This window comes from Streptomyces capitiformicae, assembly GCF_002214185.1.
In the GTDB taxonomy this organism is placed as follows: Bacteria; Actinomycetota; Actinomycetes; order Streptomycetales; family Streptomycetaceae; genus Streptomyces; species Streptomyces capitiformicae.
The window spans coordinates 3,591,567-3,617,668 of sequence record NZ_CP022161.1 but is presented as its reverse complement, the minus strand read 5'-3'; the positions used below and the strand labels follow the sequence as shown (position 1 = coordinate 3,617,668).

25 protein-coding genes are annotated in these 26,102 nt (G+C 69.5%); 9 read left to right on the top strand and 16 right to left on the bottom strand.

What is annotated here, in order from left to right; genetic code table 11:
- Nucleotides 1-28: 28 nt before the first annotated feature.
- The 5 genes from CES90_RS16060 to CES90_RS16040 all read right to left on the bottom strand — a co-directional run bounded on the left by CES90_RS16060 (nucleotide 29) and on the right by CES90_RS16040 (nucleotide 6,142).
- Nucleotides 29-2,101, bottom strand: a complete 2,073-nt coding sequence (locus tag CES90_RS16060) for a glycosyltransferase family 4 protein (RefSeq protein ID WP_189782790.1) — start codon at nucleotides 2,099-2,101, stop codon at nucleotides 29-31.
- Between the two features lie 470 nt (nucleotides 2,102-2,571).
- Nucleotides 2,572-3,420 carry a PaaX family transcriptional regulator gene (locus CES90_RS16055; RefSeq protein ID WP_189782791.1) on the bottom strand — a complete coding sequence of 283 codons (849 nt, stop codon included), beginning with the start codon at nucleotides 3,418-3,420 and terminating at the stop codon, nucleotides 2,572-2,574.
- 57 nt (nucleotides 3,421-3,477) lie between these two features.
- Nucleotides 3,478-4,857, bottom strand: a complete 1,380-nt coding sequence (locus CES90_RS16050) for an MFS transporter (RefSeq protein ID WP_229913784.1) — start codon at nucleotides 4,855-4,857, stop codon at nucleotides 3,478-3,480.
- A gap of 113 nt (nucleotides 4,858-4,970) precedes the next feature.
- Nucleotides 4,971-5,330, bottom strand: coding sequence for a VOC family protein (locus CES90_RS16045; RefSeq protein ID WP_189782792.1), 360 nt, complete (start codon nucleotides 5,328-5,330; stop codon nucleotides 4,971-4,973).
- Nucleotides 5,327-6,142 carry a trans-aconitate 2-methyltransferase gene (locus CES90_RS16040; protein WP_189782793.1) on the bottom strand — a complete coding sequence of 272 codons (816 nt, stop codon included), beginning with the start codon at nucleotides 6,140-6,142 and terminating at the stop codon, nucleotides 5,327-5,329. Before CES90_RS16040 ends, CES90_RS16045 begins: the two co-directional genes overlap by 4 nt.
- Before the next feature lie 131 nt (nucleotides 6,143-6,273).
- Between CES90_RS16040 and tamR the strand changes: the two genes are divergently transcribed.
- Nucleotides 6,274-6,771, top strand: coding sequence for a MarR family transcriptional regulator TamR (gene tamR / locus CES90_RS16035; protein ID WP_189782794.1), 498 nt, complete (start codon nucleotides 6,274-6,276; stop codon nucleotides 6,769-6,771).
- On the opposite strand, the gene CES90_RS16030 is transcribed toward tamR, so the two are convergent.
- Nucleotides 6,730-7,527, bottom strand: a complete 798-nt coding sequence (locus CES90_RS16030; protein ID WP_189782795.1) for a LuxR C-terminal-related transcriptional regulator — start codon at nucleotides 7,525-7,527, stop codon at nucleotides 6,730-6,732. The two genes, tamR and CES90_RS16030, sit on opposite strands and share 42 nt — an antisense overlap.
- A gap of 263 nt (nucleotides 7,528-7,790) precedes the next feature.
- Here CES90_RS16030 and CES90_RS16025 point away from each other — a divergent pair, with 263 nt between their 5' ends.
- Nucleotides 7,791-8,234: a GNAT family N-acetyltransferase gene (locus CES90_RS16025; protein WP_189782796.1), complete on the top strand. Its 444-nt coding sequence runs from the start codon at nucleotides 7,791-7,793 to the stop codon at nucleotides 8,232-8,234.
- Between the two features lie 15 nt (nucleotides 8,235-8,249).
- On the opposite strand, the gene galK is transcribed toward CES90_RS16025, so the two are convergent.
- The 3 genes from galK to galT form a co-directional block, all read right to left on the bottom strand.
- Nucleotides 8,250-9,413, bottom strand: coding sequence for a galactokinase (galK, locus tag CES90_RS16020; protein WP_208921423.1), 1,164 nt, complete (start codon nucleotides 9,411-9,413; stop codon nucleotides 8,250-8,252).
- An 83-nt stretch (nucleotides 9,414-9,496) separates the two neighbouring features.
- Nucleotides 9,497-10,459, bottom strand: a complete 963-nt coding sequence (galE, locus tag CES90_RS16015; RefSeq protein WP_189782797.1) for a UDP-glucose 4-epimerase GalE — start codon at nucleotides 10,457-10,459, stop codon at nucleotides 9,497-9,499.
- On the bottom strand, nucleotides 10,456-11,517 hold the full coding sequence (gene galT, locus CES90_RS16010; protein ID WP_189782798.1) for a galactose-1-phosphate uridylyltransferase: 1,062 nt from the start codon (nucleotides 11,515-11,517) through the stop codon (nucleotides 10,456-10,458). The genes galE and galT overlap by 4 nt, the downstream gene beginning before the upstream one ends.
- Before the next feature lie 137 nt (nucleotides 11,518-11,654).
- Here galT and CES90_RS16005 point away from each other — a divergent pair, with 137 nt between their 5' ends.
- The 3 genes from CES90_RS16005 to CES90_RS15995 all read left to right on the top strand — a co-directional run bounded on the left by CES90_RS16005 (nucleotide 11,655) and on the right by CES90_RS15995 (nucleotide 14,317).
- Complete coding sequence (locus CES90_RS16005; protein WP_189782799.1) at nucleotides 11,655-13,334, top strand: sodium:solute symporter family protein; 1,680 nt, start codon at nucleotides 11,655-11,657, stop codon at nucleotides 13,332-13,334.
- A 33-nt stretch (nucleotides 13,335-13,367) separates the two neighbouring features.
- Complete coding sequence (locus CES90_RS16000; RefSeq protein WP_189782800.1) at nucleotides 13,368-13,679, top strand: hypothetical protein; 312 nt, start codon at nucleotides 13,368-13,370, stop codon at nucleotides 13,677-13,679.
- Between the two features lie 95 nt (nucleotides 13,680-13,774).
- Nucleotides 13,775-14,317 (top strand): MOSC domain-containing protein, encoded by a 543-nt coding sequence (locus CES90_RS15995; protein WP_189782801.1) that lies wholly within the window; start codon nucleotides 13,775-13,777, stop codon nucleotides 14,315-14,317.
- A gap of 52 nt (nucleotides 14,318-14,369) precedes the next feature.
- On the opposite strand, the gene CES90_RS15990 is transcribed toward CES90_RS15995, so the two are convergent.
- Nucleotides 14,370-15,254 carry a hypothetical protein gene (locus CES90_RS15990; RefSeq protein ID WP_189782802.1) on the bottom strand — a complete coding sequence of 295 codons (885 nt, stop codon included), beginning with the start codon at nucleotides 15,252-15,254 and terminating at the stop codon, nucleotides 14,370-14,372.
- A gap of 32 nt (nucleotides 15,255-15,286) precedes the next feature.
- Nucleotides 15,287-15,712: an ATP-binding protein gene (locus tag CES90_RS15985; RefSeq protein WP_189782803.1), complete on the bottom strand. Its 426-nt coding sequence runs from the start codon at nucleotides 15,710-15,712 to the stop codon at nucleotides 15,287-15,289.
- Nucleotides 15,713-15,945: 233 nt separating this feature from the next.
- Here CES90_RS15985 and CES90_RS15980 point away from each other — a divergent pair, with 233 nt between their 5' ends.
- The 4 genes from CES90_RS15980 (at nucleotide 15,946) to CES90_RS15965 (ending at nucleotide 18,470) form a co-directional block, all read left to right on the top strand.
- On the top strand, nucleotides 15,946-16,797 hold the full coding sequence (locus CES90_RS15980) for a helix-turn-helix domain-containing protein (RefSeq protein ID WP_189782804.1): 852 nt from the start codon (nucleotides 15,946-15,948) through the stop codon (nucleotides 16,795-16,797).
- A gap of 8 nt (nucleotides 16,798-16,805) precedes the next feature.
- Nucleotides 16,806-17,012, top strand: a complete 207-nt coding sequence (locus CES90_RS15975; protein WP_189782805.1) for a DUF397 domain-containing protein — start codon at nucleotides 16,806-16,808, stop codon at nucleotides 17,010-17,012.
- 10 nt (nucleotides 17,013-17,022) lie between these two features.
- Entirely contained in the window at nucleotides 17,023-17,211 is a 189-nt protein-coding gene (locus tag CES90_RS15970; protein WP_189782806.1) for a DUF397 domain-containing protein, read from the top strand.
- Between the two features lie 71 nt (nucleotides 17,212-17,282).
- The gene (locus CES90_RS15965; protein ID WP_229913785.1) at nucleotides 17,283-18,470 is read left to right on the top strand and encodes a serine hydrolase domain-containing protein; all 1,188 of its coding nucleotides are present in this window, start codon (nucleotides 17,283-17,285) and stop codon (nucleotides 18,468-18,470) included.
- A 157-nt stretch (nucleotides 18,471-18,627) separates the two neighbouring features.
- Here CES90_RS15965 and CES90_RS15960 read toward each other — a convergent pair whose 3' ends face one another.
- The 5 genes from CES90_RS15960 to CES90_RS15940 form a co-directional block, all read right to left on the bottom strand.
- Nucleotides 18,628-19,323, bottom strand: a complete 696-nt coding sequence (locus CES90_RS15960; protein ID WP_189782807.1) for a helix-turn-helix transcriptional regulator — start codon at nucleotides 19,321-19,323, stop codon at nucleotides 18,628-18,630.
- Between the two features lie 282 nt (nucleotides 19,324-19,605).
- Nucleotides 19,606-21,489, bottom strand: a complete 1,884-nt coding sequence (locus CES90_RS15955; protein WP_189782808.1) for an outer membrane protein assembly factor BamB family protein — start codon at nucleotides 21,487-21,489, stop codon at nucleotides 19,606-19,608.
- Between the two features lie 60 nt (nucleotides 21,490-21,549).
- Nucleotides 21,550-23,301 (bottom strand): outer membrane protein assembly factor BamB family protein, encoded by a 1,752-nt coding sequence (locus tag CES90_RS15950; RefSeq protein ID WP_189782809.1) that lies wholly within the window; start codon nucleotides 23,299-23,301, stop codon nucleotides 21,550-21,552.
- A 369-nt stretch (nucleotides 23,302-23,670) separates the two neighbouring features.
- Nucleotides 23,671-25,482, bottom strand: coding sequence for an ABC-F family ATP-binding cassette domain-containing protein (locus CES90_RS15945; RefSeq protein ID WP_189782810.1), 1,812 nt, complete (start codon nucleotides 25,480-25,482; stop codon nucleotides 23,671-23,673).
- Nucleotides 25,482-26,057 carry a DUF2269 domain-containing protein gene (locus tag CES90_RS15940; protein ID WP_229913786.1) on the bottom strand — a complete coding sequence of 192 codons (576 nt, stop codon included), beginning with the start codon at nucleotides 26,055-26,057 and terminating at the stop codon, nucleotides 25,482-25,484. Before CES90_RS15940 ends, CES90_RS15945 begins: the two co-directional genes overlap by 1 nt.
- Nucleotides 26,058-26,102 lie beyond the last annotated feature (45 nt).

The following is a 26,102-nucleotide window of genomic DNA, read 5'->3' as shown; positions in this document are numbered from 1 at the left end:
CCCCCACCCCCTACGGCGATACGGCCCTTCAGTCGACCTCGCCCACATCCTTCGCGCTGAGCGCCAGCTCATTGCCCACAGTGAAGTACGGCTTCACTCGGGTCCCGCCCCGCTCGAAGTGCTTGAAAACCTGACCCGGCACAAGATCCGTCTTACGCCGCTCCACCACATCCCCACCGATCCGCCCGACGGGCACGTCCTCCGCCCCTTCAGCCGGCACCACCACCAGATCCCACAGATCGTGCTCGACACTGCGCCGAGTCATGACCTCCCCGTACGGAACGGTGAACCGCAGCCCCCGCTCACCCACCGCCCGCACGGGCACGGTGAAGTCGTACGCCGTGTCGGTCCGGGACACGGCCCGCACCGCGGCGCTGTCCCCGAGGGAGATGTCTCCGTAGAGCGTCGCGCTCACCGTCACCGCCCCGTCGCCCACCTCGACCGTGTCGACCTCGGCGTGCGTGGCCCGCAGCCAGGTCCGCAGCGCGAGGAACCCGTCCACGGTCGGATAAGGGATCCACGCGCCGACGCCCCGCCGGTCGACGACGGGCGGCCGGCCGACCAGCGCGGCCTGTTCGACGAGCTGGACGGTGAGGCGGACCCTCTTGTTCGTGCCGCGCGGCGCGACGTAGCAGTCCCAGCGGCCCTCGGCGAGTGTGTGTTCGGTGGGCCGGAGGGTGGCGTGGGCGTCCGGGGTCGGCTGTACGGGGACGCGGACCTCGCGTTTGGCGGGGTCGCGGCGGAGTCGGGCGATGAAGTCGAGGGGGCCGGCGGGCAGCTGGGCCGGGTCGAGCAGCACGGTGACGCTGCCGTCGGCGGTGGCGCGGGCGTGCGCGGCGGGTGCGGGAGCGCTCTCCGTGGGAACAGCGGCGGCGGACGCGGGCCGGGTGGCGCGGCCGGCGCGGGTGAGCCTGCCGAGGAGGGTCGTGCCGTCCCATCTGCGGCGGCGCCGTGGCTTGGACAACTGCTCGAAGAGGTCCTCGTAGCGGCGGGCGATGACGGAGGGGACGTACGTGTCGGCCTTCTTGATCGCCGCAGCGCCGAGCCGCTCCCGCAGGACGTCGTCGGCGACGATGCGCTTGAGTGCGTCGGCGTAGGCGTCGACGTCACCGTCGAGCGGTACGAGCAGGCCGTCCTCGCCGTCGCTGATGATCTCGCCGGGCCCGTGCGGGCAGTCGGTGGCGACGACCGGGACCCCGCAGTGCATGGCTTCGACGATCGTCATGCCGAAGGACTCCATGTCGGAGGAGACGGCCGCGACGGCGCCCTTGGCCCACTCGGTCTCGATCGGGGAGACGGCGCCCATGAGGAACGCGCGGTCGTGCAGCCCGAGCCGGTCGATCTGCTGCCGCAGGTTGTCCTTCTGCGGTCCGCGGCCGTAGATCCGCAGGGTCCAGCCGGGGTATTCGGTGGCCACCTTGGCGAACGCGTCGATCAGTCGGTCGTACCGCTTGATGGGGATGAGCCGGCCGGCCGCGACGATGACCCTGGAGTCGAGGGAGGACCGTTCGACGGCCGAGGCCTGTACGCCGTTGGGGACGCACACGATGGTCGTGGTGACGTCGGGCAGGGCGGCGCGGTACTGGGCGGCGTCGGCCTCGGAGACGGTGACGTAGGCGTCGAGGCCGGCGATGGCGTTGTTCTGGTTGGTGCGCAGCGGTTCCCGGTACTGGTCGAGGCTGAGGTGCTCCTGGCCGACGCGGAGGTAGCGGCGGCGGCCGTCGCGGGCGAGGTAGCCGTTGAGGTCCGGGCGGGTGGCGATGACGACGTCGGCGTCGGTACGGGCGAGGAAGCCGCCGATGCGTTCGTCCTGGAGGGCGGTGTAGGCCATGTTCCCGGTGGCGCCGGTGTAGGGGAACATCGTGCCGGGCAGCTTGGTGAGCGGGTGGTCGCCCTCGTAGCCGGGGTTGTCCTCGCGCATCTCGATCAGCGAGGTCACGCGGACGCGCGGGTCGAAGGGGAGCGACGGTGCGTCCCGGAAGCGGTGGACGCTGACGACCTCGACGTCGTGCCGGTCGGCGAACGCGGCGGACAGGTTCGCCGTGGAGCGGATGGTGCCGCCGATGCCGTAGGCGTTGTTGATCAGGAATGCGATCTTCACGTGTGTTTCCCCCTGGAGCCCGCCCGGGCGTGGGCGGCATCGCGCCCGCGTCCCCGTCGTTCCGGTCAGGGGTTGTGCGGCGGGCACGGCGATATGCGTGGTCGGTATGTGCGGTCGTTAATTGCGAATGAATGAGGCAGCGGGAATCGACCGGCCGGGAAACACGGAAAGGGATACAAGGAAATCCCGGTCGGCCGACGGAAAGACTAAGTGACGCGCACCACAAGATTGGTGAAGCGCGCCGTGCAACCAAACAGCTACTCACCGAACCAAGATCCCCCCTGGCCACAGCCCCACTCCCCCACTTCCCCGGACGGAACGCCGAGGGCAACAAAAAGTGAACCGAGAATATAGCCCTCACAAAGGAAGGCCAAAGAACAATATCAGCCACTCCTGCACCAGAAGCCACCAAGAGGGATCAAGAAGGCACCAGAAGTCGGAATATCGGACTCCGTTTATTGGCGTAACCGTCAGGGCCGGAGCGGCGTGGTCTCCAGAAGCTCCGCCGCCATCCGACCCGCCGGTCCGGCCGTCTCCTCCGCGATGCGGCGGAACGTCTCCTGGGCCTGGCGCGCGGGCCACTCCGTCGGCAGGTGCTGTACGGGGAGGCGGGGGTCGGTGCGGATGATGCGCAGCCACTCGGCGACCAGGCGCAGCCGGGTGGCGATGGGGTCGGCGGAGGCGAGGTCCGCGGTGGTCCAGCGCTTGTCGAAGGCGACGTAGCGGGCGGCGAGGGCCTCCAGGTCCCAGCTCTCGCGGATCATCAGGCCGATGTCGGTGAACTCGTCGGCCCGCGCGTGGAACACCTTCACATGGGCGTCGAGCCCGAGTTCGGAGACGATCTCCCGGACATCCGCCCGCCCCGGCGCGATCCACAGCCCGCTGTACAGCGCCCCGAACCCGGACCAGGTGAGCCGGGAGCGCAGATCGTGCCGTTGCCGTTGCCAGGACTCGGGGAGCGAGAAGCCGAGGAGGGTCCAGGTGCCGTCCCAGTCCTCGTTGACCGCGCCGACGCTCCAGATGCGCCGGCCGCCGTCGCGCAGGATGTCGGACGCGTGCGCAGTGAGCCCGAAGAACATCTTCCGCCCCTCGCGCTGACGCCGCAGCAGCCCCCGGTTCACCATCCGGGTCAGCGTCGACCGCACCGCCTGCTCCCCCGTGCCGACCCGGCCGAGCACATCGATGATGCTCCCCGAGTAGACCCCCAGGTCGCCCTCTCCCCGGTCCAGCACGTGGTTGCCGAAGAAGGAGAGCACAAGCGACTGCGGCCGCGGCTGCGGCGCGTCAACGGCGTCGACGTCCAGGATCCGGTCCTCCACAGCGGTCAGCGTACGACGGCGCCGCGCCCCCGAAGGGGCACGGCCGAACCACCCGGCCTACGAGGAGGCCACCTCTTCCTTGGTCGCGGCCCCCTCCCGGAGGTTGGCCTCCCCCAACGAGTCCCGATGCGTCTCCCGCACGAACCACACGGTCACCGCGGTGATCGCCGCGCCCCCGCACACCAGCAGCGAAATCGGCGTACTGGAGCCTCCGTTGGCCGCCACCAGGCTCCCGGCGATCATCGGTGAGAATCCGGCACCGATCAGCGTGGCCAGCTGATACCCCAGCGAGGCCCCGGTGTAGCGGACCTTCGTGCCGAACATCTCGGTGAGCAGGGCGCCCAGCGGCCCGTACATCACGGACTGGGCGATGCCGTGGCCCAGGACGACCGCGAGGATGAGCAGCCCGGGCGACTTGGAGTCGACCAGGGCGAGGACGGGGAAGGCGAGCGCGGCGGAGGCGAGGGCTCCGCCGAGGACGACGGGGCGGCGGCCGACACGGTCGGAGAGGGCGGACGCGCACGGCAGGACGACGAGGGCGACGGACGCGGAGACGGTGAGCGCGGTGAGGACCTGCGGCCGGGGGTAACCGATACCGGTGGCGTACGCGATGAGGTAACTGGTCAGCAGGGACTGCGCGGTGAAGGCGCCGATGCCGACGCAGGCGGCGAGCATCAGGGCGCGCGGTCGGCGCAGTACGTCGACGAGCGGCATCCGGGCCTCGGCCCGGTCCCGCTTGACCTTGGCGAACAGAGGGCTCTCGACGACCTTCAGCCGGACGAACAGCCCGACGCCGAGCAGTACGACGCTGAGCAGGAACGGCACGCGCCAGCCCCAGGCCGCGAACTGGTCCCTGGGCATGGCGACGACGAGGGTGACGACGAGCGAGGAGAGCAGGGAGCCGAGCGGTGCTCCCATCTGCGTGAAGCTGGACCACAGTCCGCGCCGCTTCTCTCCGGCGTGCTCGACGACCATGAGCGTGGCGCCGCCCCACTCGCCGCCGATGGCGATGCCCTGGAGCACGCGCAGGGCGATCAGCAGGACGGGCGCCCACACGCCGATGGTGTCGTAGGTGGGCAGCAGCCCGATGAGGAAGCTGGCGCCGCCCATCAGGCCCATGGTCAGCAGCAGCATCGACTTCCGGCCGAGCCGGTCGCCGAAGTGGCCGAAGATCACGCCACCGAGGGGGCGGGCGACGTAGCCGGCGGCGAAGGTTCCGAACGCGGCGATGGTGCCGACGGCGGGGTCGGCACCCGGGAAGAAGAGCTCGCCGAAGACGAGCGCGGCGACCGTGCCGTAGACGAGGAAGTCGTAGAACTCGACGGCCGTGCCGAGCAGTCCGGAGAGCGCGACACGACGCAACTGCCGTGTACGCGCGGCCTGTTCGGCCTGCTCGGCGGGGTTGGGGAGTGCCGACGGGGAGGGGGGCGGGGGCATGCGGGTCTCCCTGGAGCGATGGGGGGACGAGGGAGTGACACCGCGAAAGTAGGCTCACTTCTATCTGCCGTCAATATTCTGCACAACATTGAGGGTCCGGACGGCGGCCCGGCTCAGCCCGGCTCCAGGAACTCCAGCCGGTTCCCCACGGAATCCTCGGAGTAGAAGCGCCGACACCCCGGAAGCCCGTCATCCCAGGTCACGGGCGCCCCGCACCGGGCGAGCCGGGCTGCGTACTCCTCGATACCCCGCACCCGCAGCCCCGGGTGGGCCTTCTTCGCGGGCCTGAAGCGCTCCTCGATCCCGAGGTGCAGAACGACCTCCCCCGCCCGGAACCAGCAACCGCCCCGCGCGGCGAGCACCGGCGGCTTGGGGATCTCGACCATGCCGAGAACACCCACGTAGTACGCCCTCAACCGCTCCTCCGACCCCGGCGGCGCGGCGAGCTGGACGTGGTCGAGTGCGGCGATCACCGGTTCGACCCCGGCCTGCGGGCGACCGCGAAGACACGGCGGAACGGGAACGGGGTGCCGTGGGCGGTGGGTGGGTAGGCCTCGCGCAGGGCCGCCCGGTACTCGGTGACGAACGGGTCGGCGTCCGGGCCGAGTTCGGAGAGGATCGGGCGCAGGCCGGTGCCCTGCACCCAGTCGAGCACCGGGTCCTCGCCCTGGAGGAGATGGATGTACGTCGTCTCCCAGGCGTCCACCTCGCAGCCGAGGTCGGCGAGCGCGGCGAGGTAGGCGGCGGGCGTGTGGACCGCGTCGTCGTGGCGGAGGGTGCCGCCGAGCCGGTCCTTCCACCGGTCGGACCGGGCGAGTTCCCGCATGAGGCGATGGCTGGGCGAGTCGAAGTTGCCGGGGACCTGGAAGGCGAACGTTCCACCGGCGGCCAGCGCGTCCACCCAGGCCGGGAACCGGTCGACATGCCCCGGGACCCACTGGAGGGTGGCGTTGCTGATGATCAGGTCGTACGGCTCCGAGGGCGCCCAGGTGCGGACGTCGGCCGGGGCGAAGTCGATACGGCCGCCACCCGGTGTGGGTCCCTCGTGATCGACGTGGGCCTTGTCGAGCATCTCGGGCGAGTTGTCATACCCGGTGATGCGCGCGGCGGGCCAGCGGTCGGCGAGCAGCCGGGTGACGTTGCCGGGGCCGCAGCCGAGGTCGGCGATCCGGAGGCGCTCCGCGGGCGGGTCGGACACATGGGCGAGCAGGTCGACGAAGGCGCGGGCACGGTGGCCGGCGTGACGCAGGTACTGCTGGGGGTCCCAGGTGGGGCTGACGGACATGACTGACTCCCGCTCCTCGCTTCTCCACTCCTGCTGCACGGATGCCCCTCACTGTCGTACCCCTGTCTCTTGATGTCAAGAGACTTGACATCAAGAGACTTCACATCGACACAACCACTACACTGATCGTCATGGAGGACGAGGTCGATCGGCTGGTCGCAGCGTGGCGCCGGGAGCGCCCCGACCTCGACGTGGAGCCGCTGGAAGTACTCAGCCGGGTGAGCAGGCTGGCCCGGCATCTGGACCGTGCGCGCAGGCTGGCGTTCGCCGAGCATCAGCTGGAGCCGTGGGAGTTCGACGTGCTGACGGCGCTGAGGCGTGCCGGAAACCCGTATCAGCTCTCTCCGGGGCAGTTGCTCACCCAGACGCTGGTGACCTCGGGCACGATGACGAACCGTATCGACCGGCTGGCGAAGAAGGGCCTGGTGGAGCGGCTGCCCGACCCGTCGGACCGGCGGGGCGTGCTCGTCCGGCTGACGGACGAGGGCCGGGACCGGGCGGACCAGGCGCTCGCCGGGCTCCTCGACCAGGAACGGGCGATCCTGAGCGAGCTGTCGAGCGCCCAGCGAGGCGAACTCGCGGGCCTGCTACGCCAGTTGACCGCCCCGTTCGACAACATCCCCGGTTAGGTCGGCGGGCCCTACACCGGCGCGGCGCGCGAGTGCGACGGCGGCGAGGGTGGAGTGCACGCCGAGCTTCCCGAGGACGTTCTGCATATGCGTGCGGACGGTGTGGGGCGACAGGAACAGGCGCTCGGCGACGGCCTTGCGCCCCAGCCCCGCGACCATGCACCGAAGCACCTCCCGCTCACGTGGAGTGAGAGATTCGACCAGCCGCTCGCTCTCCGTGCGGTGCTTGCGGGCGGCGGTCAGCTCCCGCAGTACGCCCGTGAGAAGCGCGGGCGGCAGGTGCGTCTCGTCCCGCAGCACGCCACGGATCACGGTCAGCAGCCGCGACAGCGAACAGTCCTTGGCGACCCATCCCGAGGCCCCGGCCTGGAGCGCGAGGGCGGCCCGGCGCGGATCGTCCCTCTCCGCGAGGACGACGGTCCGTACGCTCGGCTGCCCCGACCGCACGCCCGCGACGAGCGATATGCCATCGACGAGCCCGTCGTCCCCGCCTTCCTGCCCCGGCACGGCGGCGACAGGCGCGGGTACGGGTACGGCGGCCGGGCGCGCGCCGGGGGCGTGGCCCCCGAGGTCGGCGTCGACCAGCAGTACGTCGTACTTGCGGCCCTCGGCCGCCGCGCGTTCCAGGCAGCGCAGCGCGGCGGGGCCGCTGCCGGCCGCGGACACGTCGACGTCGGGCTCGGCGGCGAGGGCCGCGGCGAGCGACTCGGCGAAGATGCGGTGGTCGTCGACGACCAGGACTCGGATGCGAACCACTGAAACCCCCACTGGTCGGGGGACGACCGGCGCGGGTACGCCGCCCGGAGCGCTCCCCGGTTTACACCTGGGACGGGGTTGCCGCAGCCGCACGGCCGCCGCCGTGCTGGATCTGCTACCCCCACTCCGGGCGTCGTACCCGACTGTCTCGCCCCCTGATCAACACCGGCCCCCACCGGTGCTATTCATCAGGGTACGGCCGGGGGCCAGGAGCGGAAGCTCATTTGCAGAACTGGTTGGCCGGCGCGTTTATGGTGTGCCTCATGTTTCGTATTGAGACAGAAGTCGACAGAGAACGAAGGCAATTGCTGCATTCCCGGCTCCGCGCCACAAACACGGCGGCCTCCCCCGTCCTCCGCGCCCTCCGCGGCACCCCCGACGAACGGGAACTTCCCCTCCACGTCTGGGCCTTGGACGAGTCGGGCGAGCTGGCCGGCGGCCTGGTCGGCCACACCTGGGCGACCTGGCTCCACGTGACGTACCTCTGGGTCGACGAACCCCACCGGGGCGCGGGGCTGGGCTCCCGGTTGCTGTCGAAGGCCGAACACCTGGCCACCACCGAACGCCGCTGCCGCACCGCCCGCCTGGAGACCTGGGACTTCCAGGCCCCCGACTTCTACCGACGCCACGGCTACGAGGTGGTCTGCGTGATCCCGGACTATCCGCCCGGGATCACGGAGTACACGCTGACGAAGCGGTTGGGGTGAGGCGGGCGAACCCTTTCAGGAGATCCGCCGCGCCCCCGCCGAAGGTACCGCCACGAACACCCGCGGGGCCGTGAAGGCGGCGGCCGCGAAGGCCTCCTCCACCGCCTTGGTGACCGTGTCCGCGTCCGTGGCGTCGACCAGGACGATCGCCGAGCCACCGAAGCCGCCGCCGGTCATGCGGGCGCCGATCGCGCCGGAGGCGAGGGCCGTGTCGACGACGAGGTCGAGTTCGGGGCAGGAGATGCGGAAGTCGTCGCGGAGGGAGACGTGGCCCTCGTTCAGGACGGGGCCGATCGCCCGCGTCTCGCCCGACTCCAGGAGCGCGACCACCTTCTCCACCCGGTGGTTCTCCGTCACGATGTGGCGGACCAGGCGGCGGACCTCCTCCTCGTCGCCGAGGCGGGTCAGGGCCGCGTCCAGCTCGTCGTACGCGACGTCCCGCAAGGCGTCGACGCCCAGCAGCTCCGCGCCCTTCTCGCAGCCCGCGCGGCGCTTGCCGTACTCGCCCTCGCTGTGGGAGTGCTTGACCTGGGTGTCGACGACGAGGAGCTGCATGCCCTCGGCCGCCAGGTCGAAGGGGATCTGCTTCTGGGAGAGGTCCCGGGTGTCGAGGAACAGCGCGTGGCCCGCCTCGCAGCACGCCGACGCCGTCTGGTCCATGATCCCCGTGGGGGCGCCCACGTAGACGTTCTCCGCGCGCTGGCACAGGCGGGCCAGCTGCCAGCCCTTCAGGTCCAGCGCGAACAGGTCGTTCAGGGCCAGGGCCACGACGACTTCCAGCGCCGCCGACGACGACAGGCCGGCGCCGGTCGGGACCGTGGAGGACATGTGCACGTCGGCGCCCGTCACCGTGTGGCCGGCCTCGACCAGGGCCCAGACGACGCCCGCCGGGTACGCCGTCCACCTCCGGTCCGACTCGGGGGCCAGGGTGTCGAGCGACAGCTCCACGACCCCGCCCTCGACGTCGGACGAGTGCAGGCGCAGTACGCCGTCCTCGCGTCGCGAGACCGCCGCGACCGTGGTGTGCGGGAGGGCGAAGGGCATGACGAAACCGTCGTTGTAGTCGGTGTGCTCACCGATCAGGTTCACCCGGCCCGGCGCCGCCCACACTCCCTCCGGTGCCGCCCCGTACAGCTCCTCGAACCGCTGGGCGACAGCGACCTCTACGGCCTCGCTCATCCCTTTGTCCCTGACCTTTCGTACTTTCCGAACTGGCTGCGCCAGCAAGTTACCTGGCCCAGCCACTGGCCCAGTTGGCCCAGTTACTTGGCCCGCCGCTGCGCGAACTCCCACGCGTCGGCGACGATCCCCGCGAGGTCCGCGCGGGACGGGTTCCAGCCGAGCCGCTCGCGGGCCGCCTGCGCGGACGCGACGAGCACCGCCGGGTCGCCGCCGCGGCGCGGGGCCACGACCTCCGGGATGGGGTGGCCCGTCACCTTGCGGACGGTCTCGATGACCTCGCGGACCGAGAAGCCGTTGCCGTTGCCGAGGTTGCAGATGAGGTGTTCGCCGGGCGTGGCCGCCTCGACCGCCAGCAGGTGGGCCTCCGCGAGGTCCGCGACGTGGATGTAGTCACGGATGCAGGTGCCGTCGGGGGTCGGGTAGTCGTCACCGAAGACCGAGATCGCCTCGCGCCTGCCCTGGGCGACCTGGAGGACCAGCGGGATCAGGTGCGACTCGGGGTCATGGCGCTCGCCGCAGTCGCCGTACGCCCCCGCCACGTTGAAGTAGCGCAGAGAGACCGCTCCGAGGCCGTGGGCCGCCGCCTCACCGGTGATCATGTGGTCGACGGCGAGCTTCGACGCGCCGTAGGGGTTGGTCGGCCGGGTGGGCGCCGACTCCACGATGGGGGTCGTCTCCGGCTCGCCGTACGTCGCCGCCGTGGACGAGAAGACGAGCTTGCGGACGCCCGCCTCGCGCATCGCGGCCAGCAGGGCCATGGTGCCGCCGACGTTGTTGTCCCAGTACTTCTCGGGCTTGACGACCGACTCGCCGACCTGCGAGAACGCGGCGAAGTGGAGCACGGCGTCGAAGGAGGGGTCCAGCCACTTGGCGGCGTCCCTGATGTCGCCCTCGACGAAGGACGCCCCCGCCGGCACGCCCTCGCGGAAGCCCGTCGAAAGGTTGTCGAGGACGACGACCTCGTGGCCCGCCTCCAGCAGATGCCGGGCGACCACGCTGCCGACGTAACCCGCGCCACCTGTGACCAGGTACTTACCGCTCATGAACTCGCTACCTCTCGCAGTCGCTCGGCCGCGCGCTCCGGCGGCACGTCGTTGATGAACACGTTCATGCCGGATTCGGAACCCGCGAGGAACTTCAGCTTGCCGGAGGTTCGGCGGATGGTGAAAAGCTCGAGGTGGAGTGCGAAGTCGTCACGACTCACCCCGTCGAACTCCTCCAGTGTGCCGAACGGGGCCTGGTGCCAGGCCGCGATGTACGGCGTCGGAGGCTCGCCCTCACCGAAGATCCGGTCGAAGCGCCTCAAGAGTTCCAGATAGACCTGGGGGAATTCTGTGCGCGCGTCCTCGTCGAGGGCCAGCAGGTCCGGCACCCGGCGGCGAGGGTAGAGGTGGACTTCGTACGGCCAGTGCGCCGCGAACGGCACGAAGGCGACCCAGTGCTCGGTCTCCAGGACCACCCGTTCGCCCGCCAGTTCGCTCTCCAGTACGGCGTCGAAGAGGTTCTCGCCGCCGGTGGCGTCCTTGTGGGCCGCGAGCGAGCGCAGCATCAGGGCGGTACGGGGAGTGGTGAAGGGGTACGCGTAGATCTGGCCGTGCGGGTGACCGAGCGTCACGCCGATCTCGGCGCCGCGGTTCTCGAAGCAGAAGACCTGCTCCACGGAGGGGAGATGCGACAGCTCGGCCGTACGGTCCGTCCACGCCTCCAGGACCAGGCGCGCCTGCTCCTCGGTGAGGTCGGCGAAGGACGCGTTGTGGTCCGAGGTGAAGCAGACGACCTCGCAACGGCCGGAGTCACCGGCCAGCGACGGGAAACGGTTCTCGAACACGACGACGTCGTACGACGAGTCCGGTATCTCGCTGAGCCGGTCGCCCTCGGAGGGGCAGAGCGGGCACTCGTTCGCCGGCGGGTGGTAGGTACGGCCCTGGCGGTGCGAGGCGATCGCCACCGAGTCGCCGAGCAGCGGGTCCCGGCGTACCTCCGAAGTGGTGACGGTGCGCTCCAGGGGCCGCCTGTCCACCGCGTCGCGCACGTTGTCGTCGCGCAGGTCGTAGTAGATCAGCTCACGACCGTCGGCCAACCGGGTCGAGGTCTTCTTCACTGCGAGCTCCCCATCCGTACCGCTTCAAGCGATCAAGCCAGCTTGTACCAAACAGAACCGAACACATCAAAGCACAAGCTCCCCCGCCCGTCACCACCACAATCAAACAAAGAACACCAAAGTGGAGTGAGCGCCGCATGCAGACCCCCACCTACACGGCCGCCGAGCTACGGCTCCCCACCGACTGGCTGGACTACACGATCCTGGCGATCTACTTCGTCGTGGTCCTCGGCATCGGTTTCGCCGCCCGGCGGTCGGTGAAGACGAGCCTCGACTTCTTCCTCTCCGGACGCTCGCTGCCCGCGTGGGTGACCGGCCTCGCGTTCATCGCGGCCAACCTGGGCGCCACCGAGATCCTCGGGATGGCCGCCAACAGCGCGCAGTACGGCGTCTACACCACCCACTGGTACTGGATCGGCGCCATCCCGGCCATGGTCTTCCTCGGCCTGGTGATGATGCCGTTCTACTACGGCAGCAAGGTCCGCTCCGTCCCCGAGTTCCTGCTGCTGCGCTTCGACCGGGGCGCGCATCTGCTGAGCTCGATCCTGTTCGCCTTCGCCGCGATCCTCATCGCCGGGGTGAACCTGTACGCCCTCGCCATCGTCGTCGAGGCACTGCTGGGCTGGCCGGAGTGGGTGTCGATCGTCGTCGCGGGCTTCTTCGTGCTGGCGTACATCACCCTCGGCGGTCTCTCCTCGGCGATCTACAACGAGGTGCTGCAGTTCTTCGTGATCCTCGCCGCCCTGATCCCGATCGCCGTGCTCGGCCTGAAGAAGGTCGGCGGCTGGGACGGCCTGTCCGACTCGCTGGCCGAGAGCCGCGGCCCCGACTTCGTGACGGCCTGGGGCGGCACCGGCATCGGCAGCGACAACCCGCTCGGCGCGAACTGGCTGACCATCGTCCTCGGCCTCGGCTTCGTGCTCTCCTTCGGCTACTGGACGACGAACTTCGCGGAGGTCCAGCGTGCCCTGTCCGCCAGGAACCTCTCGGCCGCCCAGCGCACGCCCCTCATCGCCGCCTTCCCGAAGATCTTCATCGTCTTTCTGGTGATGATCCCGGGGCTGGTCGCGGCGGTGCTGGTCCCGAAGTTCGGCACCGCCGAGTCGGGCTACCAGTACAACGACGCGATCCCGTATCTGATGGAGGATCTGCTCCCGAACGGCGTCCTCGGCATCGCCGTGACGGGCCTGCTGGCCGCCTTCATGGCGGGCATGGCGGCGAACGTCTCGTCCTTCAACACCGTGTTCACGAACGACATCTGGGCGAAGTACGTGGTGCGGGGCCGCGAGGACGCGTACTACGTCCGCTTCGGCCGCCTGATCACCGCGATCGGAGTCCTGGCCTCCATCGGCACGGCCTTCCTGGCGTCCTCCTTCTCCAACATCATGAGCTACCTCCAGACGCTGTTCTCCTTCTTCAACGTGCCGATGTTCGTCGTCTTCATCGTCGGCATGTTCTGGCGGCGGGCGTCGATGAAGTCCGGCTTCTGGGGCCTGCTGGCGGGCACGACGGCCGCGATGATCAACTACTTCGTCCTCTACAAGCAGGACGTCATCGCCATCCCCTCCGACCAGGGCGCCAACTTCGTCTCCGCGATCGCGGGCTTCGTGGCGGGCGCGGTGGTGATGGTGGCGGTCTCCCTCTTCACCGCGCCGAAGCCGGAGGAGGACCTCCAGGGCCTGGTCTACGGCACCCGCTCACCCGGCATGGAGGAGCCGCCCGCCGCGGGCGACGACGCCTGGTACCGCCGGCCGGCCCTGCTGGGCTGGGGCGCGGTCGTGCTGGCCGCGGCCTGCTACATCCCGTTCTCGTTCTGACCGCATCTCGTTCCGGCCGCTGGAGGGTCCACCATGTCCGAGTACTCCGAGCGCGACGTCCAACGCGAAGTCACCGAACTGGAGGGCAAGTCCGCGACCGCGGCCCGCCTCTTCGACATCCGCCGCATCATCGGCGGCCTCTTCGTCGTCTACGGCATCATCATCACCCTCACCGGCCTCACCGCCTCCGACGCCGAGATCGACAAGGCGGAGGGCGTCAACATCAACCTCTGGACGGGGTTGGGGATGCTGGGGTTGGGGGTTTTCTTCTTGGCGTGGCTGTGGCTGCGGCCGGTGGCTCCGCCGGTGGATGTGGAGCGGCTTGCGGAAGAGGACTCCGAGTAACACGGTGGATGAGGGCCGGAGTTCGCTCTGGCCCCCGTGTGTGGGCCCGAGGCTAGGGTTGGCTGATCATTGTCGCTGAGGAGGGGGATCCGAGAATGAGCGGGACAGTCACGGCGGTCAGCAGCAACGGCCAGTACTCGTTCACCAAGCCGAACCGGGACAGCATCACGCTGCTCGCCGGGCTCGGTGTGGAGGGTGACGTACATGCCGGGGTGACGGTCAAGCACCGCTCGCGGGTCGCGCAGGACCCCACCCGGCCGAACCTGCGCCAGGTCCACCTGATTCATGAAGAGCTCTTCGCCGAGGTCGGTGCGGAGGGGTTCAAGGTGGTGCCCGGTGACCTCGGCGAGAACATCACCACCCGTGGCATTGATCTGCTCGGCCTGCCCGTCGGCACGCTGCTGCGCATCGGGGACGATGCGGTGCTGGAGGTGACCGGCCTGCGCAATCCCTGCCTGCAGATCGACAACTTCCAGGGCGGGCTGCTGAAGCGGGTTGTCGGCCGCGACGAGGCCGGCGACATCGTGCTCAAGGCGGGAATCATGAGCATCGTGAAGGAGGGCGGCGTGGTGCGGCCGGGCGCCCCGATCAGAGCGGAGCTGCCGAGCGGGCCGCACCGGCGCCTGGAGCGGGTCTGACCTTCGGCGAGCCCTGTACGCACCAGCCCGACGGCAATCGCGGGCCGGCCTGTCAGTCGTCTTCGAACAGATCGGCCGCGACGGTGACGTCGTAGGCGCGGTCCACCCAGATCTGGAGCAGGTCGGGATCGGTGCAGCCGCGCACGCGCTGCCGGACGGAGTCCGGTACCTCGATGTGACGCCGGTCCAGGGTGCGCAGGATGCCCGCGATTCGCTCCGCGATTCGCTCTTCCACCCGCCCCTCCTCTCGCAGCTTCACCGCGACCGGGTTCTTGAAGAAGTAGTTCACCGGCATCATCAGCTCCCTCCAGACCTTCTTCGCCTGGTCGTCCACCAAGCCTGACTCGACAAGCTCCGCGAACACCATCGCAGTGTCAGTGTCCACGGTCTTCAGAACCGCTGCGAGTGGTTCCAGTATCGCAGCGGCATTCCGACCAGTACCATGCGTGATCGCCGAAAACACCGCGAGGGTGACGTCCCGCGCCGCCTCCGCCTCGTCCGCGATCACCGGCACGTTGTCCGGCCCGAGGACGAGCGGCCGTACGACCATCGAGGACCAGCTCGGCAGGCCCAACCGGATGGGCTGGGCGGCCCACCGGGCGGTGGCGCGGCTCTGGGACATGACGATCAGCACCGGTTGGCAGCGGTACTTCTCGTGGAGGTACGAGAGGTAGTACGGCCAGCTCCCCCGCTTCCTCTCGTCCTTCTTTCCCTGCGATTCAAGGATCAGCAGGAAGGCGCCCTCATCGGTGTCCACCCGCACCAGGCTGTCCACCCGGCGCTCCACCGGAGCGATCTCCGTCAGGTCCGTGTTGACCACGGAGATCGCTCGAGGTTCCGGAAACGGCACGTGGAACAGCCTCCGGAAGCTGCGGATCATGCCCTCGGTGTCCTTCTGACAGATCTGATGCAGCGCCTCGTGCGGCGAGCTGACCATCGGATCTCCTTTCTGTCGGGATGCCTAACGAGCTACGCGGCCATCAGTTCGCACCACACGTATTTGCCTGGGTGCCCGAACCGTGACGACGGCTGCCAGCCCCACACGGGGGTGTTGGCCCGCACCAGGGCCAGGCCGCGGCCCTCCTCCGCGTCGGCCGGTTCCGACAACCGTCCGGTCGGTCGGGGTGGCTCCGGGTCGGTGTCCCATGCGCCGAGCCACAACGCGCCGCTCCGCCGGCGGACGCGCAGGGCGGCCGGGCCCTTGGTATGCCGTACGGCGTTGGACACCAGCTCAGTCGCGAGCAGTTCGGCGGTGTCCAGGAGGGCGGTCAGGCCGTGCATCGTCAGGATCAGACGGAGGGTGTGACGGCTGGTGGTGACGGCTCGGGGGTCGTTGGGGATGTGGAGGGTGTAGTCCCAGTCTTCGTTCGGGTCGGTGGGGTCGTTTGCGGGCATGGGTGACTCCGTTCAGGAGTGAGGAGTTGGGGAGAGTGAGGAGCGTCGGGCGGTGGCATTGCCTCAGCCGCCATGGCACGGCGGAGTGGTGCGCTTCCGGGGCCCCGGCGTTTCGCAGCGTGTGCGGCGCGTCACTGACGGTATGCCTAAAATTTATGACCCTGCAAGTCGTTCGCGTAACCTGACCCCCGAACGGGCCACCCTGGACGGCAAGTTGAAGCACGGAGCTGGGCATGGCAACGAGGCGAAACCCCACCGCACGGCAGGTGCGTCTGGGCACCGAGTTGCGCAAGATGCGTGACGCCGCAGGTCTGAAGGCCACCCAGGCAGCGGCTCTGCTGGGGGTGAGCTCTGCCCAGATCAGCCAGATCGAGTCCGGTATCGCAGGAGTGAGCGAGGAGCGCCTACGCCGCCTCGCCGCCCACTACGCCTGCACGGACCAGGAGTTTATTGACGCCCTGGTCGCGATGGCGACCGAGCGGACGCAGGGCTGGTGGGAAAAGTACCGGAGGCTGTTGCCCGCGTCGTTCCTGGACCTCGCCGAGTTGGAACACCACGCCACGTATCGGCACAACGTGGAGTGCCTGTACATCCCCGGTCTGCTCCAGACCGAGCAGTACGCCCGCGCGATCTTCTCGTACCGGGTCCCGGAACTTCCCTACGGGGAGCTTGAGTTGCGCGTACGACACCGGATGGACCGGAAGGTCGCCATCGAGGGGCCCGACGCAGTCCCGTACAAGGCAGTGATCCATGAGTCGGCACTGCGCATCAGGGTTGGAGACCGAGCCGCGTCGCGCGCTCAACTCGCCCGCGTCCTGGAACTGTCCGAGGCGGACCACATCACCGTGCGCGTCATCCCCTTCGATCTGGACGGCTTCGCCGGGGCCGCGAGCGCCATGACGTACACAGGCGGGGCGGTACCCAAGCTGGACACGGCATTGCGCGACACCCCGCACGGCACGGCATTCATCGACGCCGAAGCCCAACTCGACACACTTCGAACACTTTTCCGTAGAGTAGAAGCTGTGTCACTGGAACCCGAGCGTTCGCGTGACTTCATCTTCAGGCTGATGAAGGAGCTGTGAGGCAGCCCATGACGCCCCCCGAGCACTGGCAGAAGTCGTCCTTCTCGGGCTTCGGTGACGGCAACGACTGCGTCGAACTGGCCGCCATATCGCCCCACATGGTCGGCCTCCGCGAATCCGACACCCCCGCCACCATCCTCACCACCACCCCGACCCCCGTCACCCACCTCCTCCACGCCATAACCACCGGCAGGTTCCGTGTGCCCCGCGCGTGATCACACCCCGATGGACCACGCCCCCCACTGGCAGAAGTCAACGTTCTCCGACGGCGGCGACGGCAATACGTGCGTCGAACTGGCCGCCATATCCCTCCACCTGGTCGGCCTCCGCGAATCCGACACCCCCGCCACTGTCCTCGCCACCACCCACACCTCCGTCACTCACCTCCTCCACCACATAAAGGCCGCACGCTGAGGCAACCCCCCGGCGGCAAACGGGGGTTCGCCGGATGGTGGGCCCTGAGTGGGCGTTCCTACGGTGGGGCCATGTCTATGACCATCCCCCACACCGCCCGCCGCACAGCCGCAGTCGCCGCCCTCGCCCTCACCCTGCTGGCCGGCCTCTCCCCCACCCACGCCCACGCCGAGCAGCCGGCCGACGCCCTGCAACGTGACGCCGATGCCCTGCGCGACGCCGGTGTCACCGGGGTGTCGGTGCGGCTGGACGGACCCCACGGCACCCGGACCGCCCTCAGCGGCGTAGGTGACCTCGACACCGGGGCGCCCGTGCCCCGCGACGAGTACATCCGTATCGGCAGCACCACCAAGACGTACGTCGCCACCGTTGCCCTTCAACTCGTCGGTGAGGGGCGGTTGTCCCTGGACGACAGCGTCGAGCGGTGGCTGCCGGGGGTGGTCCGGGGGCACGGCAACGACGGGCGGCGGGTCACCGTTCGCCACATCCTCCAGCACACCAGCGGGCTGCCCGACTACATCGCGGATGTGCTGCCGGAGATGAGCGCGGCCGGATATCTCAAGCACCGCTCGACGACGTACAGCTCACGGCAGCGCATCGCGTTCGCCATGACGCATCCGCCGGTCTTCGAGCCGGGGAAGCGCTGGGAGTACTCCAACACCAACTACGTCCTGGCCGGCATGGTGATCGAGGCCGTCACCGGGCGGTCCTGGGACCAGGAGGTGGAGGCACGGATCCTGCGCCCGCTGGGGCTCTCACGTACGTTCAACCCGGGCGACGACCCACGTCTCCCCCGGCCGCACGCCCGTAACTACCAGCAGTTCGAGCAGGCCGGGCCGTTCACCGACACCACCCTCGGCTATCTCCCCTTCGACGGCGACGCCGACGGGGGGATCATCAGTACGGCCGCCGAGACCAACCGCTTCTTCTCCGCCCTCCTCGGCGGCAAGCTCCTCGCCCCGGCCCAGCTCGCCGAGATGCGGCGCACGGTGGCCGTACCCGACGCCCCCGAAAACGTGCCGGGCAGGCGTTACGGGCTGGGCATCTCGTGGACGCCGCTGACCTGCGGCGGCGGCTACTGGGGCCACAGCGGCAGCGGCTTCGGCTATCTGGCCTGGCCCGCGACCACACCCGACGGCCGCACCTCGGTCACCGTCGCCGTCCACAGCCGCCCCGCCGACGAGGACACCGCCGTACGCCACATCCGGGCCACCACGGAGCTGGTCGACCACGCCCTGTGCGACCGGGCCCAGCAGTAACCGTTGGCGAATCCCCCAGGCGCTCGGCAATTGGCAGATCAGTCTCACTGATACGCGCCATGTGCGGCGTATCGGTGAGACGAATCTGCCAATTGGCGCCCTGCGACCCGGGCTTCGCCAACAGTGACGTGACCATCACCGTCGAGGCCGGTCCCCCTTACAGATCCGGCGGCGGCGGAGAGTGCGGTACCGGGCCCGCGCGGTCCAGCAGCCCCGTGCGGGCCGCGAGCGCCGCCGCCTCCAGGCGCGAACCGACGCCCAGCTTCATCAGCACCCGCTGGACGTGCGTGCGGGCAGTCGAAGGCGCGATTCCCATGCCTGCCGCGATCAGACGGGTGTCCTCGCCCTCCGCGACCCGGACCAGGACCTCGACCTCGCGAGGGGTCAGCATCTGGAGCAACCGCTGGCCCTCGTCGTCCGGTTGGGCCGCCGGGTTGAGGAGTTCGCTGAAGGCGCCCTGGAGTAGTTGGGGCGCCACGGCCGCCTCGCCCGCGCGGGCCTTCATGATGGCCCGCTCGACGCCCTCGATGCGTTCGTCATGGCGTACGTAGCCCGAGGCGCCCGCCGCGAAGGCCGCGGCGATGCCGCGGGGGTTCGGGACCGGGCCCAGGACCAGGACCGCCACCTGCGGGCGCTCGCGCTTGATCTTCACCACCGGGTCGAAGATGCCCGGCTCGGCCGGTGTCGCCGTGCCGAGGAGGCACACCTCGGGTGCCCTGGTGATCACCAGCTCCGCCGCCCCCGCGGCCGGTGCCGCCGCTGCCAGCACCCGGTGCCCCCGCAGCTTCAACGCCGAGGCCAGCGCCTCGGCCAGCAATCGGTGGTCGTCGACCACCATGAGCCGCACTCCCATCGAGCCACCCCACCCCCCGGTCCCCCCATTGGTCGCCAACTATGGCCGCCCACTGGTCCGCACGGACAGAAGCCCCCCGGCTCCCCCGCCTGCTCCCCCGCTCTTCATGCCCCCGGAAGCTACACGCTTGTTCGACGTTGCGCTTCCCCTATAGGCGAGAAGTGCCCCGGAATATCAAAATCCCTCCCATTCGAGCGTGATGAGGGATACGTGCACGGCCCCGCCCCTGAGCAGGGACGGGACCGTGAGAAGAGGCGGAAGGAGAGCCGGGGGCGCGTGGAATTACTTCGCCCCGAAGCCGAGCGCCGTGTACTCCTTCTCGCCCTTGGAGTACGGCTTGCTGACGAGATCCTGGCCGAGGAAGAACCGCCCGTTGGTGTAGAGCAGTTCAGCCAGGCTCGGCGACATGGAGCTGATCGCGCGCAGGACCGACTCGGAGGCCGGGGTCTCCAGGAGGACGGTCTGCTTGAGCGTCTTGCCGTCGACGGAGATGACCTGGGCGCCCTTGTCGTACGGGCCGTCCTTGAAGGCGATGATGTTCGGCCCGTCCATGCGGATCGGGAACAGCTCGTAGTCGTTGCCCGCGTCCACGCGGTCGCCGGTCGACTTACCGGTGGCCAGCGAGAAGGAGACGATCTCGTTGGTCTGGCTGTACCTGGTGCCGGAGCCGTCGTGGTTCTCGGTCGGCATGTACACCTTGTCGTTGCCGACATAGATGCCTCGGCAGGCCCAGACGCCGCGGACCGGGCAGTCGTAGTTGTACTTCTTGTCCGGGATCGAGATCTTCGCGCGCAGCTTGCCGTTCTCGTCGAGGGAGAAGATGTCGCTGGTGCCGGTCATCGGGATGTCGTTGCCGGTCACCACACCGAAGACCACCGGCTGAGTGGAGATGATCTTGGCTCGGTCGATGCCGGAGGGCAGCTTGTACGACCACTTCACGCTGCCCGTCTTCGGGTCGAGCAGCTGGATCTCGAAGGTCTCCTCGCCGTAGTCGCCGCACTTGCGGACCGCGACGAGCTGGGCGCCACCGGCGTAGCCCTCGTCCGTGCACTCGCCGACCTTCGGCGACCACAGCACCTTGCCGGTGTTGACGTCGAAGGCGGCGCCACCGGAGTAGCCACCGGCCGCGGCGACCGTCGTACCGGAGATGGTGACCTCGCCGAACGGCACCTTGCTGCCGCTGAGTTCGGCGCTCTGGGCCCACACCTGCTTGCCCGTCTCGACGTTGAACGCGATGACCTGGGTGCACGGCGGACGCTCGTCCTTGGCGCGCTTGGCCTCCTCGGTCACCACGATCGCGATCTTCTCCGTGGTGATCTCACGGGAGGCCGCGCAGGTCTGACCGGGCAGGTCCAGCGTCCACTTGGCCTTGCCGCTGTCCGGCTCGTAGCCGACGATCTTGTTGAGGGCGGACTTGGCGTACGTCGTGTCCGTGAGCCAGGAGCCCTTGACGCTGTCGATGTCCTTCTCGTTCGCGACCTCGTGCGCGGGCACCTGGAAGAGGATCTGCGCGGCGGTGCTGGACGGCACCTTCTCCTGCGCCTCGGTCGGCACCTCGACACCGCCGGAGGACGAGCCGCCACCGGACGACGTGCCGCCGTCACCGTTCTTGGTGTCGTCCTCGCCGCCGGTCGTCCCCTCCGAACTGGCGGTTTCCTTCTTGGTGTTGTCCTCGCCCTTGGAGGTGGCGACGTAGACGCCGCCGCCGACGATGAGCGCGATGGCCGCGACCGCCGCGGTGATGATGATCGCCGTGGAGTTGACCTTCTTCTTGCCGCCGGGAGCGCCCGGGGCGCCCGCGACGTGCGGCTGCATCGGCACGGTCGGCGGCGCGTAGCCGTACGGCTGCTGCTGGCCGGGCTGGCCGTAGGGCTGCTGACCGTACGGGCCGGGCTGCTGCTGCGGTTGGCCGTACGGGCCCGGCTGGCCGGGCTGGCCGGGGTAGCCGTAGCCGGGCTGCGGCGGGGGCGTCTGCGGGTAGCCGTAGCCGGCCGGGGCGGCGGGCGGGCCCTGCGGCGGGGGCGTCGGGGCGCCGAAGCCCCCGGCCGGCGGGGGCGTGGGCGCGCCGAAGCCGCCCTGTGGCGGGGTGTCCTGCGGCGGCTGGGCGGGCGGCTGGTTGGGGGGCGGGCCCGGCGGCTGGTTCGGCGGGGGCGGCGGCTGGGTCATGACGTGGATACCTCGGAGCGGATCTTGGAGGACGGGTGAGGGACGAGTACGGATGTCATGTCACTTGCCGTAGGCCAGCATCAACTTCTCCTTCGACTCGTCACTGCCCGTCAGTAGGGTGGTGGAGAGATAGAAGCGCCCGCCCACGTAGTCGATGGCCTTCGAGTAGAAGTCGCCCTCGATCTTCGCGGCGCTCGCCGGCATCTGCAGGAGCTTCGTCGCCTTGCGGTTCGCGCCGGTGACCGGGATGGACACGATCTGGCCGCCGGAGTCGGACGACGGGGACACATACGCGACGAGCTTCGAACCCTCGACCTTGATCGGCTCCATCGTCACGTTCGCCGGCGCCTTGACGCGCCACTTCTCCTTGCCGGCCGCGAGGTTCAGGGCGACGATCTCGTTCGTGCCGTTCTTCTTCTCAGTCGGCAGGTACAGGGTGTCCGCGGCCACCGTGACGCCCTCGCAGGCGTCCAGGTTGCGCTCCAGCATGAAGTTGCACTCGGGCTCGAACGTCTTGCCCACCTCGATGCGGGAACGGGGCTTGCCGGTCTTCGCGTCGAGCGTGGAGATGTTCCAGGCGTTCCCTTCCTCGTTGGTGAGGTAGAGCACGACCGGGTCCACCGAGAAGGCCCGCTCGACCTTCCAGCCCTTGGGGATCTTCTGCGTCCACTTGGCCTTGCCGGTCTTCGCGTCGAGTTCCTGCACCTCGTCGTGCTGGTTCTCGGTGGTGACCGCGCAGGAGGAGACCACGATCAGCCGCGCGCCGCCCATGGCTCCGGTGGGGTAACAGGACTGGCCGTACTGCTTCTTCTCCCACAGCCTCTTGCCGGTCCTCACATCGAGGGCCACGCCGGACTCGGAGCGGCCCGCGAGCAGGGTGTCGCCGCTGATGGTCAGCGAGAGGCCGTAGGTGCCGTCGAGGAATTTGCCCTCTTCCAGCTCCGTGGACCAGCCCTTCTCACCGGTGTTCAGGTCGATCTGCTGGAGCTGGTTGCAGCGGGTGCTCTTCTCCGAGGTGCCGTCCTGGTAGGCGACGACGATCTTCTCGTCGCTGGTCGTCTCCCCGGTGACCGCGCAGATCTTGTTGCCGAACTCGATGGCGTCCCAAGCGGGGTCGCCGTCACCGACGTTGAACGCGAGGAGCTGCTTGTACACCGCCTTCACCGCGACCTTGTCGGTGACCCAGAGCCCGAGGGCGCTCGCGCCGGAACCGGGGGCGTCGGGCGCGCTCTTGTACCAGAGCACCTTCGCCTCGCCCGCCTTGCGGTCCGCGTTGAGGTCGGAGATGTCGAGGTCCTCGCCGCCGTCACCGCTGCCGTCACCACGGTTGACGGGCGCGGACGGTGACGAGGAGGGCTTGTCGTCCTCGCTCGGGCCGGCGCTCTCCTTGGCGACCGGCTTCTTCTCACCGCCGTCGTCACCAAGGCCTGTCACCGCGAACACCGTGCCGCCGATCACGAGCAGCGCGGCCACCGCGGCGCCGATGACCATCGCGGGCTTCCCCTTGAAGGGGTTCTTGGAGCCGCCGCCCGCCGGCGGCGGAGTGGGCCCGCCCGCGTACTGCGCCTGCGGGTACCCGTAACCGGCCTGCGGCGGCGGGGTGTAGGGGCCGGGCTGGGCGTAAGGACCGGGCTGGGCGTAGGGGCCGGGCTGGGCGTAGGAACCGGGCTGCTGCGGATACCCGTAGCCGGGGGCAGGCGCGGGCGGGCCCTGCGGCGGGGGTGTCTGCGGATAGCCGTACGGCTGTTGGGGAGGTGTCTGCGGAGCTCCGAAACCGCCGCCCTGGGGCGGCTGGTCGGGTGGCTGAGTCATCAGCGCGATTCCCCCTGTTCGCTGCTTTCGAGCCACCCGTGGTCACGCGTGGTATCGCTTTTCAGACGGCCTTTCTATCACTGCGAACCTGCCACACACGGCCCCGGTCGCTCCCCTGTTCCCAAGGGAGAACCGCCCCGTGATGCCCTCGTTACGCTCCTTCACGCCCCCTTCACGGGACGTACGCCCCATGCCCCATACGGCTTTTGAGGGGGTGAAGGTCATGGGGCGCCTGGTAGCCGCCGGCTGAGACAGGGGCGCGGGGCTGTGTCTACTGGCGGCTCCGCCGCGGGGCGCGACCAGCCACACACCACCCGCACCCGGCATCGCACAACAGCCCCAACGGCGAGAAGCCCAACGGCGCTTCCGCTACACGTCATCCGCGAGTTCAAGCCACTGCATCTCCAGCTCTTCCCGCTCCCCCGCCAACGCCCGCAACTCCGCGTCCAGTTCCCCCACCTTGGCAAAGTCCGTCGCGTTCGCGGCGATCTGATCGTGCAGCTTGGTCTCCTTCTCGGAGATCTTGTCCAACTGCCGCTCGATCTTCTGCAGTTCCTTCTTGGCGGCCCGAACATCCGCCGCGCTCTTCTGCGGGACCTCGCCGGCAGCCTTCGCGGCGAGCGGCGAAGCCGAAGCCGCCGCCGCCTCCATCGCGTGCCGCCGCTCGATGTACTCGTCGATCCCTCGCGGCAGCATCCGCAACGCCCCGTCACCCAGCAGCGCGAACACCCTGTCCGTCGTCCGCTCGACGAAGAACCGGTCGTGGGAGATGACGATCATCGACCCGGGCCACCCGTCGAGCAGGTCCTCCAACTGCGTGAGGGTCTCGATGTCGAGGTCGTTGGTCGGCTCGTCGAGGAAAAGAACGTTCGGCTCGTCCATCAGCAGCCGCAGCAGCTGCAACCGCCGCCGCTCACCACCGCTGAGGTCGCCCACCGGCGTCCACTGCTTCTCCTTGTTGAACCCGAAGGTCTCGCAGAGCTGCCCGGCGGTCATCTCGCGCCCCTTGCCGAGGTCGACGCGGTCACGGACCTGCTGTACGGCCTGGAGCACCCGCCAGTCGGGGTCGAGCTCGGCGACCTCCTGGGACAGGTACGCGAGCTTGACGGTCTTGCCGGTGACGACGCGCCCGGCGACCGGCTGCCGCTCCCCGTCGCTGAACGCGGCCTCGGCCATGGCCCGCAACAGCGAGGTCTTTCCCGCCCCGTTGACGCCGACGAGGCCGATCCGGTCCCCCGGCCCGAGCTGCCACGTCAGATGCTTCAGCAGCACCTTCGGCCCGGCCTGGACCGTGACGTTCTCCAGGTCGAACACGGTCTTGCCCAGCCGGGAGGACGCGAACTTCATCAGCTCGCTCTTGTCGCGCGGCGGCGGTACGTCCTTGATCAGCTCGTTCGCGGCCTCGACGCGGAACCGCGGCTTCGACGTACGCGCGGGCGCACCGCGCCGCAGCCAGGCCAGCTCCTTGCGGACGAGGTTCTGCCGCTTGGTCTCCTCGGTGGCGGCGATCCGCTCCCGCTCGGCCCGGGCGAAGACGTAGTCGGAGTAGCCGCCCTCGTACTCGTAGACCGTGCCCTTCTGCACGTCCCACATCCGTGTGCAGACCTGGTCGAGGAACCAGCGGTCGTGGGTGACGCACACGAGCGCGGACCGCCGCTCGCGCAGATGATTCGCGAGCCACGAGATGCCCTCGACATCCAGGTGGTTGGTGGGCTCGTCGAGGACGATCAGGTCCTGCTCCTCGATGAGCAGCTTGGCGAGCGCGATACGCCGCCGCTCGCCACCGGAGAGCGGGCCGATGACGGTGTCGAGCCCCTGCGGGAAGCCGGGCAGGTCGAGGCCGCCGAACAGCCCGGTCAGTACGTCCCGGATCTTGGCGTTGCCCGCCCACTCGTGGTCCGCCATGTCCCGGATGACCTCGTGCCGGACGGTGGCGGCCGGGTCCAGGGAGTCGTGCTGGGTGAGCACGCCGATGTGGAGGCCGCCGGAGTGGGTGACCCGCCCCGAGTCGGCCTCCTCCAGCTTGGCGAGCATGCGGATGAGGGTGGTCTTGCCGTCGCCGTTCCGCCCTACGACGCCGATCCGGTCGCCTTCGGAGACGCCGAGGGAGACTCCGTCGAGCAGGGCGCGGGTGCCGTAGACCTTGCTGACGTTCTCGACATTGACCAGGTTGACGGCCATTACTCTCCTGCCACGGGGACGATCGACCCTCCAGGGTAGTCGGCGGGGCGGGACGGTGTGACGGGGCGCTCGCCCCGGACCCGTGCGGCGGCGCGCAGCCTGCGGCCGCGCCGGGTGAGTCCCCAGGGCTTGAGGACCGAGATCACGGTCATGAAGACGTACGCGGTGAGGGACACGATCGGTCCCATCAGCACGTCACCACGGTCGGGAAGCGCTCCACTCCCGGCGGCGGTGACGACCTCACCCATACCGGGCCGCAACACCAGCGTGGTGGCGGTGAGGGTGGCCAGGGTCAGCCAGAACTTGACGTAGACCCAGCGGTGCCGGGCCAGCCCCCACTGGGTGCCGAGGGACAGCACGAGCCCGCTCACGAACGTCAGTGCCCCGACGGGGATCAGCAGCCAGTCGGCGAAGAGCTTCATGCCCCGGACGGACGCCTCGGTGACGGCCTCCGACCCGGTGGTGACGGCGGTGATCGCCAACGCCAGCAGCCCGAGCGTGAGCCCGGGCCAGCAGGCGGAGGCGGTGACATGGACGACGAGGAAGGCACGGCGAACGGGTCGGCTTGTCTTCATGCGCACCACCGTGCCGGGCGGGCGACGCGTGGTCGTCTGCTCGCG

Excerpts from the sequence above, each read along its gene's own strand:
- CES90_RS16050 (WP_229913784.1), bottom strand. The coding sequence starts at position 4,857 with ATGCCCCCGCCCCCCTCCCCGTCGGCACTCCCCAACCCCGCCGAGCAG.
- CES90_RS16040 (WP_189782793.1), bottom strand. The coding sequence starts at position 6,142 with ATGTCCGTCAGCCCCACCTGGGACCCCCAGCAGTACCTGCGTCACGCC.
- tamR (WP_189782794.1), top strand. The coding sequence starts at position 6,274 with ATGGAGGACGAGGTCGATCGGCTGGTCGCAGCGTGGCGCCGGGAGCGC.
- CES90_RS16025 (WP_189782796.1), top strand. The coding sequence starts at position 7,791 with ATGTTTCGTATTGAGACAGAAGTCGACAGAGAACGAAGGCAATTGCTG.
- galK (WP_208921423.1), bottom strand. The coding sequence starts at position 9,413 with ATGAGCGAGGCCGTAGAGGTCGCTGTCGCCCAGCGGTTCGAGGAGCTG.
- galE (WP_189782797.1), bottom strand. The coding sequence starts at position 10,459 with ATGAGCGGTAAGTACCTGGTCACAGGTGGCGCGGGTTACGTCGGCAGC.
- CES90_RS16005 (WP_189782799.1), top strand. The coding sequence starts at position 11,655 with ATGCAGACCCCCACCTACACGGCCGCCGAGCTACGGCTCCCCACCGAC.
- CES90_RS16000 (WP_189782800.1), top strand. The coding sequence starts at position 13,368 with ATGTCCGAGTACTCCGAGCGCGACGTCCAACGCGAAGTCACCGAACTG.
- CES90_RS15995 (WP_189782801.1), top strand. The coding sequence starts at position 13,775 with ATGAGCGGGACAGTCACGGCGGTCAGCAGCAACGGCCAGTACTCGTTC.
- CES90_RS15990 (WP_189782802.1), bottom strand. The coding sequence starts at position 15,254 with ATGGTCAGCTCGCCGCACGAGGCGCTGCATCAGATCTGTCAGAAGGAC.
- CES90_RS15985 (WP_189782803.1), bottom strand. The coding sequence starts at position 15,712 with ATGCCCGCAAACGACCCCACCGACCCGAACGAAGACTGGGACTACACC.
- CES90_RS15980 (WP_189782804.1), top strand. The coding sequence starts at position 15,946 with ATGGCAACGAGGCGAAACCCCACCGCACGGCAGGTGCGTCTGGGCACC.
- CES90_RS15975 (WP_189782805.1), top strand. The coding sequence starts at position 16,806 with ATGACGCCCCCCGAGCACTGGCAGAAGTCGTCCTTCTCGGGCTTCGGT.
- CES90_RS15970 (WP_189782806.1), top strand. The coding sequence starts at position 17,023 with ATGGACCACGCCCCCCACTGGCAGAAGTCAACGTTCTCCGACGGCGGC.
- CES90_RS15965 (WP_229913785.1), top strand. The coding sequence starts at position 17,283 with ATGTCTATGACCATCCCCCACACCGCCCGCCGCACAGCCGCAGTCGCC.
- CES90_RS15960 (WP_189782807.1), bottom strand. The coding sequence starts at position 19,323 with ATGGGAGTGCGGCTCATGGTGGTCGACGACCACCGATTGCTGGCCGAG.
- CES90_RS15955 (WP_189782808.1), bottom strand. The coding sequence starts at position 21,489 with ATGACCCAGCCGCCGCCCCCGCCGAACCAGCCGCCGGGCCCGCCCCCC.
- CES90_RS15950 (WP_189782809.1), bottom strand. The coding sequence starts at position 23,301 with ATGACTCAGCCACCCGACCAGCCGCCCCAGGGCGGCGGTTTCGGAGCT.
- CES90_RS15945 (WP_189782810.1), bottom strand. The coding sequence starts at position 25,482 with ATGGCCGTCAACCTGGTCAATGTCGAGAACGTCAGCAAGGTCTACGGC.
- CES90_RS15940 (WP_229913786.1), bottom strand. The coding sequence starts at position 26,057 with ATGAAGACAAGCCGACCCGTTCGCCGTGCCTTCCTCGTCGTCCATGTC.